At 60.8% G+C, this 8,882-nt stretch carries 10 protein-coding genes; 6 read left to right on the forward strand and 4 right to left on the reverse strand.

Features of this window, described 5'->3' with window-relative positions; all coding sequences use genetic code 11:
• Positions 1-122 precede the first annotated feature (122 nt).
• The 4 genes from ATY80_RS15765 (at position 123) to hemH (ending at position 5,319) form a co-directional block, all read left to right on the forward strand.
• Complete coding sequence (locus ATY80_RS15765) at positions 123-1,574, forward strand: homospermidine synthase (RefSeq protein WP_088693316.1); 1,452 nt, start codon at positions 123-125, stop codon at positions 1,572-1,574.
• Between the two features lie 170 nt (positions 1,575-1,744).
• Positions 1,745-2,110 (forward strand): outer membrane lipoprotein Omp10, encoded by a 366-nt coding sequence (gene omp10, locus ATY80_RS15770; RefSeq protein WP_088693317.1) that lies wholly within the window; start codon positions 1,745-1,747, stop codon positions 2,108-2,110.
• A 181-nt stretch (positions 2,111-2,291) separates the two neighbouring features.
• Positions 2,292-4,160 carry a 5'-nucleotidase C-terminal domain-containing protein gene (locus ATY80_RS15775; RefSeq protein ID WP_088693318.1) on the forward strand — a complete coding sequence of 623 codons (1,869 nt, stop codon included), beginning with the start codon at positions 2,292-2,294 and terminating at the stop codon, positions 4,158-4,160.
• A gap of 121 nt (positions 4,161-4,281) precedes the next feature.
• The gene (gene hemH, locus ATY80_RS15780) at positions 4,282-5,319 is read left to right on the forward strand and encodes a ferrochelatase (protein WP_088693319.1); all 1,038 of its coding nucleotides are present in this window, start codon (positions 4,282-4,284) and stop codon (positions 5,317-5,319) included.
• On the opposite strand, the gene queE is transcribed toward hemH, so the two are convergent.
• Genes queE through queC form a run of 3 tightly spaced genes read right to left on the reverse strand, consistent with a single transcriptional unit; the run spans position 5,320 to position 7,120 of the window.
• On the reverse strand, positions 5,320-6,057 hold the full coding sequence (queE, locus tag ATY80_RS15785; RefSeq protein ID WP_088693320.1) for a 7-carboxy-7-deazaguanine synthase QueE: 738 nt from the start codon (positions 6,055-6,057) through the stop codon (positions 5,320-5,322).
• Complete coding sequence (queD, locus tag ATY80_RS15790; RefSeq protein ID WP_088693321.1) at positions 6,054-6,410, reverse strand: 6-carboxytetrahydropterin synthase QueD; 357 nt, start codon at positions 6,408-6,410, stop codon at positions 6,054-6,056. Before queD ends, queE begins: the two co-directional genes overlap by 4 nt.
• Positions 6,410-7,120 carry a 7-cyano-7-deazaguanine synthase QueC gene (queC, locus tag ATY80_RS15795; protein ID WP_088693322.1) on the reverse strand — a complete coding sequence of 237 codons (711 nt, stop codon included), beginning with the start codon at positions 7,118-7,120 and terminating at the stop codon, positions 6,410-6,412. The genes queD and queC overlap by 1 nt, the downstream gene beginning before the upstream one ends.
• 202 nt (positions 7,121-7,322) lie before the next feature.
• Between queC and ATY80_RS15800 the strand changes: the two genes are divergently transcribed.
• Complete coding sequence (locus ATY80_RS15800) at positions 7,323-8,327, forward strand: SPFH domain-containing protein (protein WP_088693323.1); 1,005 nt, start codon at positions 7,323-7,325, stop codon at positions 8,325-8,327.
• Between the two features lie 3 nt (positions 8,328-8,330).
• Complete coding sequence (locus tag ATY80_RS15805) at positions 8,331-8,786, forward strand: NfeD family protein (protein WP_088693324.1); 456 nt, start codon at positions 8,331-8,333, stop codon at positions 8,784-8,786.
• On the opposite strand, the gene ATY80_RS30140 is transcribed toward ATY80_RS15805, so the two are convergent.
• A partial coding sequence (locus tag ATY80_RS30140) for a CBS domain-containing protein (protein WP_348626636.1) occupies positions 8,787-8,882 on the reverse strand: 96 nt, incomplete at its 5' end.

The raw sequence follows: 8,882 nt of genomic DNA on the forward strand, positions 1-8,882 counted from the left end.
GCGTTCTCGCTCTTTATTGTGACGCCGTTTTGTGGTTAGAGCCGGTCACTTCGCATTATCTGCGCCATTTCAGATGAATTCTTAAGGCCCACCGCCTTCGTCGCCTTCCACAGGAGAAAAGAATGACGAAACAGACCCACCCGGTATATGCCGAAATTACCGGCCCGATCGTCATGATCGGCTTTGGCTCCATCGGCCGCGGCACCCTGCCGCTGATCGAGCGCCACTTCAAGTTCGACAAGAGCCGGATGGTTGTCATCGACCCGCGCGACGACGCAGATCATACCGAAATCATGGCAAAGCATGGCGTGAAGCACATCAAAGCTCATGTCACGAAGGACAACTACAAGGAGCTGCTGAAGCCGCTTCTGACCGAAGGCGGTGGCCAGGGCTTCTGCGTCAATCTTTCCGTCGATACCGGATCCGTCGACCTCATGAAGCTCTGCCGCAAGCTCGGCGCCCTTTACATCGACACCGTTGTTGAGCCCTGGCTCGGCTTCTATTTCGACAAGAGCATGAAGAACGCCGACCGCACCAACTATGCGCTGCGCGAAACCCTACGCAAGGAAAAGGCCAAGAACCCCGGCGGTCCGACGGCCGTCTCCACCTGCGGCGCAAACCCGGGCATGGTCTCGTGGTTCGTCAAGCAGGCGCTCGTCAACCTCGCCAACGACATCGGCCTGAAGTTCGAAGAGCCGGATCAGCATGACCGCGAAGGCTGGGCAAAGCTGATGAAGAAGGTCGGCGTCAAGGGCGTCCACATCGCCGAGCGCGACACGCAGCGCACCAAGCATCCGAAGCCGCTCAACGTCTTCTGGAATACCTGGTCGGTCGAAGGCTTCATCTCCGAGGGTCTGCAGCCGGCCGAACTCGGCTGGGGCACTCACGAAAACTGGATGCCGAAGAACGGCAAGAAGCACAAGAAGGGCTGCAAGGCGGCGATCTACCTCGAGCAGCCGGGCGCCAACACGCGCGTTCGCACCTGGTGCCCGACGCCCGGCCCGCAGTACGGCTTCCTCGTCACCCACAACGAGTCGATCTCGATCGCCGACTACTTCACGGTTCGCGACAAGGACGGCGAAGTAACCTTCCGTCCGACCTGCCACTACGCCTACCATCCGGCCAACGACGCGGTACTGTCGCTGCATGAAATGTTCGGCAATGGCGGCACGTCGCAGCCAGTCCATCACGTCCTCGATGAGGATGAACTGGAAGACGGCATCGACGAACTCGGCGTCCTGCTCTACGGCCACGAAAAGAACGCCTACTGGTACGGCTCGCGCCTGTCGCTGGAAGAAACCCGCCGCATCGCGCCTTACCAGAACGCGACCGGCCTGCAGGTGACCTCCGCCGTCCTCGCCGGCATGGTCTGGGCGCTCGAGAACCCGAACGCCGGCATCGTCGAAGCCGATGAGGTCGACTACAAGCGTTGCCTGGAAGTCCAGACGCCGTATCTCGGCCCGGTCGAAGGTCACTACACCGATTGGACCCCGCTCGACGGTCGCCCGGGTCTCTTCCCGGAAGAGATCGACACCAAGGATCCGTGGCAGTTCAAGAACATCCTCGTTCGCTGATCTTGGCTCGAACCACATTCGAAGATGCCCGCCGCAAGGCGGGCATTTTTGTAACGCCTGCTGTATAAATGCCGTCTGGCGACCTTGAAGACTTGCCTTCCCGGACGGCCCGCGCCATGTGTTTCACAACCACACGGATAGTTTTCGTTCCGAATCCCCGGGAGAAGCTCATGAAAATCAGAACCCTCCTTGTCCTCCTCGGCGCGTCCGCGGCGCTTGCCGCCTGCACCACGTCGCAACGGCCGATACCGGTCGCGGCAACCCCGGTGCCGACGGGCGTCGAAGGCTCATGGGCGGATCCGAACGGCATCATCTCCACCTTCCAGGCCGGAACCTTCACCACCCGCACGACCGACAGCAACCAACTTCTCGCGTCGGGCACCTATGTGAACACCTCGCCGTCGCTCGTCGAGATCAACATGACATCGCTGGTACGCAAGACGCAATCCAAGGTCAACTGCGCGCTGGTGACCCAGAGCCAACTGAACTGCACCTCGGACGCCGGGTCGCAATTCACCCTGACCCGACGCATGTAAGGTCGCCAAGCACCAAACGATAAAAGCTCCCTTCGCGGGAGCTTTTTTTGTTTACCGCTCTCGGAAAGCGTCAACGCTGTCACAGCTTTTTCTCTTGCGGCCACCAATGCTTAATGGAAACATCACCGCGTAGGGACGGCGGAGCGCAGGGGCTAGCTTCGCTCAAAATCAGGAGAGCAGGATGACGAAATCCTTTCAGTTCGGTCTGCTGACCGCGTCGATGCTGACGCTGTCGAGCGGCGCCGCCTTTGCCGATTACGAACTCAATATCCTTCACATCAACGATTTCCATTCGCGCATCGAGTCGATCAACAAGTTCGATTCCACCTGCTCGGCCGAAGAAGAGGGCAAGAAGGAATGCTTCGGCGGCGCCGCCCGCCTGAAGACCGCGATCGACCAGCGCCGCGACGCTCTTGGTGGCAAGAACGTGCTGCTGCTCAATGCAGGCGACAATTTCCAGGGCTCGCTCTTCTACACCACCTACAAGGGTGCCGCCGAAGCTGAAGTGCTGAACGACATGAAGTTCGACGTCATGACCGTGGGCAACCATGAGTTCGACGACAGCGAGGACGGCCTGGCAACCTTCCTCGACAAGGTGAAATTCCCGGTCATTTCGGCAAACGTCCTGGCCGGTGACGGCTCGAAGCTCGGCGACCGTATCAAGCCTTCTCTGGTGCTTGACGTCGGCGGCCAGAAGATCGGCATCGTCGGCGCGGTGACCAACGACACGGAAGAACTGTCCTCGCCCGGCCCGAAGGTGATGATTGCCGACGACGTGCAGACCATCACGGCCGCCGTCGAAGACCTGAAGAAGCAGGGCATCAACAAGATCATCGCGTTGACACATGTCGGCTATCCGCGCGACCTCGCCGCAATTGCCAAGATCCCCGATGTCGACGTTGTCGTCGGCGGCCATTCGCACAGCCTGCTGTCCAATACCGATCCGAAGGCGGAAGGCCCTTATCCGACGATGGTCGACAATCCCGGCGGCTATAAGGTGCCGGTGGTTCAGGCTGCATCCTACAGCAAGTATCTCGGCGATCTCCTCGTGACCTTCGATGACAATGGGGTCGTCAAGGAAGCCAAGGGCGGCCCGATCGTGATCGACTCTTCCTTCACCCCCGATCCGACACTCACCGCCCGGATCGCCGAGCTCGCCAAGCCGATCGAGGAACTGCGCAAGAAGATCATCGGCTCCAGCGAAGCCCCGATCGAAGGCGACCGCACCGTCTGCCGCGTCAAGGAATGCTCGATGGGCAATCTCGTGGCTGATGCCATGCTCGACCGCGGCAAAAGCCAGGGCATGACGGTCGCGATCCAGAACGGCGGCGGCTTGCGCGCATCGATCGATGCCGGCAACGTTACCCAGGGCGAAGTCATTACCGTTCTGCCGTTCCAGAACACGCTTGCGACCTTCCAGCTGACGGGCGCTGATATCCGCAAGGCATTGGAAAACGGCCTCGGCAAGATCGAGGAAGGCGCCGGCCGCTTCCCGCAGGTGTCCGGCCTGAAATACACCTTCGACAAGACCAAGCCCGCAGGCAGCCGCCTCGTATCGGTCGAGGTCAAGGACGGCGATGCCTTCGTACCGCTCGATGACGCGAAGACCTATGGCGTTGTCACGAACAACTTCATGCGGGCAGGTGGAGACGGCTACTCGATCTTCGAGACGGCGGGTAAGAACGCCTACGACTTCGGACCCGATCTTGCCGACGTGACCGCCGAATACCTGGCAGCCCACTCGCCCTACAAGCCCTACACCGATGGGCGCGTCACCGAGGTTGCGGCATCGGGGACGGAAGCCCCCGCAACGACTGCGCCGGCCACATCCACGCCCGCTGCGGCAGCGCCCACGGCCGAAGCACCCGCAGCAGCCCTTGCCCCCAATACGCCAACCAACCACGTGATCGCCGCCGGTGATACGCTCTGGGATCTTGCCGAGCAGTTCTATGGCAACGGCACACTCTGGAAGAGAATTTCGGATGCAAACGGCAAACCCGCGCCGCACCATCTGACGATCGGCAAGGAACTGCAGATTCCATCGAAGTAAGACGATTTGTCTCGATCCTGAAAGCCGGTCCGGGGTTTCCCGGCCCGGCTTTTGTTTCTATAGGGTGAACCAGCAAGGCCCGGCTGCGCGTGAGCCGGGCAGACAAGATACCGGGGTTTAGATGACGACTGTTGATACTGCGCACCGTCCGGCGGACCATCCGCCCATGAAATCCGGCAAGGTGGGCGTCCTGCTCGTCAATCTCGGCACGCCTGACGGCACCGACTACAACTCGATGCGCCGTTACCTAAAGGAATTCCTGACCGACAAGCGGGTCATCGAATGGTCGCCCTGGAAGTGGTATCCGATCCTGTTCGGCATCGTTCTCAACACCCGCCCGCAAAAGGTGGGCAAGGCCTATGAGACGATCTGGAACAAGGACGAGAATGAGAGCTACCTGCGAACCTACACGCGCAACCAAGCAAAGCTAATGGCAGAGCGTCTGGACGACCTGCCGAATGTACGTGTCGACTGGGCCATGCGCTACGGCACGCCGTCGATCCCCTCGCGCATTCAAGCGCTGAAAGATGAGGGCTGTGATCGTATCTTGCTGTTCCCGTTATATCCGCAATATGCCGCAGCGACGACGGCAACGGTCAATGACAAGGCGTTCCAGAAGCTCCTGAAGATGCGTTGGCAACCGGCGCTGCGCACCGTGCCGGATTATCACGACGACAAGACTTATATCAAAGCGCTTGCCAATTCGGTGACGAGCCATCTGGCGACGCTCGACTGGCAGCCGGACATGGTGCTTGCCTCCTTCCACGGAATTCCGCTCTCCTATTCCGAGCAAGGCGATCCCTATTACTGGCAGTGCCAGAAAACCGGCCAGTTGCTGCGCGAACGGCTGGGACTGCCGAAAGATAAATTCATGGTGACCTTCCAGTCCCGGTTCGGCCCGGAAGAATGGCTCCAGCCCTATACCGACAAGACCGTCGAGAAGCTCGCACAGGATGGCGTCAAGAAGATCGCCGTTCTCAACCCCGGTTTCGTCTCCGACTGTCTGGAGACGCTCGAAGAAATCGCCGAGCAGGCCGCCCATTCCTTCCACGAAAACGGCGGCGAGAAGTTCACCCACATCCCCTGCCTCAACGACAGCGAAGACGGCATGCGGGTGCTGGAGAAGGTCGTCCGCCGCGAACTGCTCGGCTGGGTTTGATCAGACACCGCGTTTGTTACCCCACAGCAGGACATGCAGCTGGGGCAGCACACGTGCCTCGAACCACCGGTCCTTGGTAACCATGTCGACCAGCCACAGCATCCTGTCCATGATGCCGTCGATATCGACGCGCGCATCGTCGTCGTCGGGCGGTGGTGGCGTGTGGTTTCCCGGCTGCAGATAGACGGGCAGATGTGGATAACGGGCCGCCGCCTCGCGGGCATAAGCATAGTCGCGCTCGTCGAAAACGACGATCTTCAACGCGATGTTAGGCCCGTCGGCGGCCATCTTGAGACAGTCTTCGAAGGCATCCCAATCCGTCGCCATGCCGCTCGATGGTGGCTTCGGACTCAGCACCAGCACATCGAGATCGGCAAACCATTCCCTGGCGACGCTGCCCTGCGTTTCCAGCGCGAACTTGTAGCCTTGGTCATGTCCATGCGCGATAAGACCGCCAAGCGGCTGGATCGCCGGGTTGCCGCCGGAAAGCGACACCATCAGCGGCTTGCCGCCGGAGAGCCGGGTTACCTCCGCCCAGATACCGTCGACCGTCATCGGCAGCCATTGATCGCGATACTCGCTATCAACCGCATGCAGGCTGTCGCACCACGAACAACGATAATCGCAGCCACCGGTGCGGACGAAGACCGTCGGCAGGCCGATCAGCACGCCTTCCCCCTGGATCGTCGGCCCGAAGATCTCGCTGACGCGGATCTGCGCCTCGCGAGCCCCACTCATGGTCGATATTCCGCCCACGTCTTCGGCGTCTCGCTGACGCGCACGGCCGAGGTCTCCGGCAGCCGCTCCTTGCACCAGTCGTAGAAGTGCTTGGCGAGATATTCCGAGGTTACGCGGTCATGGCCGAAGACTTCGTTCAGGTGCCGATGGTCAAAGCGCTCGTCGATATAGCGCTTCAGCGGCGAAAGCTCGTGATAGTCGCGAACGAAGCCGTTCTCATCGAGCTCGGCGGCCGCAAGCTCCACCACAACGATATAGTTGTGCCCGTGCAGCCGCGCGCACTGGTGATCGGCAGGCAGATGCGTGAGCTGGTGAGATGCGGAGAAGTGGAATTCCTTGGTGATGCGAAACATCACTTCACCTCCCTGGCCGAATAGCCAGACGTTGCGGCCTCCCAGAAATCCGGATCCTCGTATTCCGTAGGATCGGAGATGCCGGCCAGGTGAAAAGCCTCGCGTCGCTCGACGCAGGTGCCGCAGCGTCCGCAATGACGCGTACCGCCCTTGTAGCAGGACCATGTCTCAGCAAAGGGCGTCCCGTATTTTGCGCCATCGGTGACGATATCGGCTTTCGAGATGTTGACATAAGGAGCCAGCAGCGAAACGCTGGCATAGCCGTCGAGTGCCTGGTTCTGCATCTCCTGGAAGGCATCGATGAAGCCCGGGCGGCAATCGGGATAGATGAAATGGTCCCCGCCATGCACCGCAACGGCCACGGCATCGGCCTTCTGAGCCGCAGCGAGGCCGAAAGCGATGGCTAGCATGATGGCGTTGCGGTTCGGCACGACGGTCGCCTTCATCGTCTCCTCGGCATAGTGGCCGTCTGGCACGTCGACGTCGTCGGTCAACGCCGATCCTGTTAGGTGGCGGCCGATGGTGCGGATGTCGATGATCTGGTGCGGCACGCCCAGCCGTTTGGCGCAGGCGGTGGCAAAATCCAGCTCCTTGCGGTGTCGCTGTCCATAGTCGAAGGAAAGCAGACTGATCAGCTGATGTTCCGCCGCCACACGATGGGCGAGCGAAATGGAGTCCAATCCGCCGGAGCAGATGACGATAGTCTTCATGATGAGGATCCCTTGTTTTGACCGGGTGGGCTGCGACCGGTATTTCCTGTGGGTCTTCTAGGCCAAAGCGGCGCCGTTGTGAATAGCCAGCGGGCTCCCCATATCGAATCCATGAGCAAATAGCATCGCCGGCCGAAGCTACTGGCGTTTGAGGTCGGCTCGTTTAAGGTTGCGTCAGTCGATTCTATCGCGGGGGAGTTTTATGGTTCTGAGTGGCTTCGACATCGTCGTCATTGCACTGGTGGTCTTCGTCATCCTGGTCCTGTTTGCCGGCATCAAGACGGTGCCGCAGGGCTACCGCTACACCATCGAGCGCTTCGGCCGCTACACCCGCACTCTTGAACCCGGCCTCAACGTGATCACTCCCTTCATCGAGCGCGTCGGTGCACGGATGAACGTCATGGAGCAGGTCCTCAACGTGCCGACGCAAGAGGTCATCACCAAGGATAACGCCTCTATCTCGACCGACGCCGTCGCCTTCTATCAGGTCCTCAACGCCGCCGAGGCAGCCTATCAGGTCGCGCACCTCGAGAATGCCATTCTGAACCTTACGATGACCAACATCCGCACGGTCATGGGCTCGATGGACCTCGACGAATTGCTGTCGAACCGTGACGCAATCAACGACCGGCTCTTGCGTGTCGTCGACGATGCCGTGCAGCCCTGGGGCATCAAGGTAACCCGCGTCGAGATCAAGGACATCCAGCCGCCGCGCGATCTCGTGGACGCCATGGCGCGGCAGATGAAGGCTGAACGCGAGAAGCGCGCCCAGGTGCTCGAAGCGGAAGGCTCGCGTAACGCCCAGATCCTCCGGGCCGAGGGCTCCAAGCAATCCGCAATTCTGCAGGCCGAGGGCCAGCGCGAAGCAGCCTTCCGCAACGCCGAGGCTCGAGAACGTTTGGCCGAGGCTGAAGCAAAGGCGACGAAGATGGTGTCCGAAGCAATTGCATCGGGCAACGTTCAGGCAATCAACTATTTCGTTGCCCAGAAATACACCGAAGCGCTGGCCTCGATCGGCACCGCCGGCAATTCCAAGGTCGTGCTGATGCCCGTCGAAGCTTCCTCTCTTATCGGCTCGCTTGGCGGTATCGGGGCCATCGCCAAAGAGGTCTTCGGCGATAACCCGACCCCGCCAGCGCCGCGCCCGCAGCCAACGCCGCGTACCACTCCGGCCGTCAACCCTTTCAACCCGCCAACGGAGCGATGAGCCATGATCGCCAGCCTTGTCGCGGAACTCGGACCCTGGAGCTGGTGGATCGCCGGCCTGATCCTGTTGGCAGCTGAATTGATCGCGCCGGGCTTCTTCCTTGTCTGGATCGGCCTTGCCGCCTTGATTGTCGGCATATTGTCGTTGCTGTTCTGGGATAGCAGCTTCTGGTTCTGGCAGGTTCAAGCCATCCTGTTTGCGCTGCTTGCCGTCGCGACGACGCTCATGGGCCGCAAGCTGACTTTGCAGCATGGCGAAACCGATCAGCCGTTCCTCAATCAGCGGGCCGAAAGCCTTGTCGGACGCACCGCAACGTTGGCCGAGCCCATTCGTGAAGGGCGTGGCCGAATTCGCCTCGACGATACGGTATGGCGCGTCAGCGGCCCCGATCTGCCGGTGGGCACTAGGGTCAAGGTGGTGGCAAGCAGCGGCCGCGATCTGACCGTGGAAGCGGCCTGATCAGGCCACGCCGATCCGCAGCAGATCGTGGAAATGCACGAGCCCGACCGGGCGGCTGTCATCGTCGATGACGATCAGGGCTCCGATGCTGTGTTG

The organism is Rhizobium sp. R711 (assembly GCF_002211365.1).
Lineage (GTDB): Bacteria > Pseudomonadota > Alphaproteobacteria > Rhizobiales > Rhizobiaceae > Rhizobium.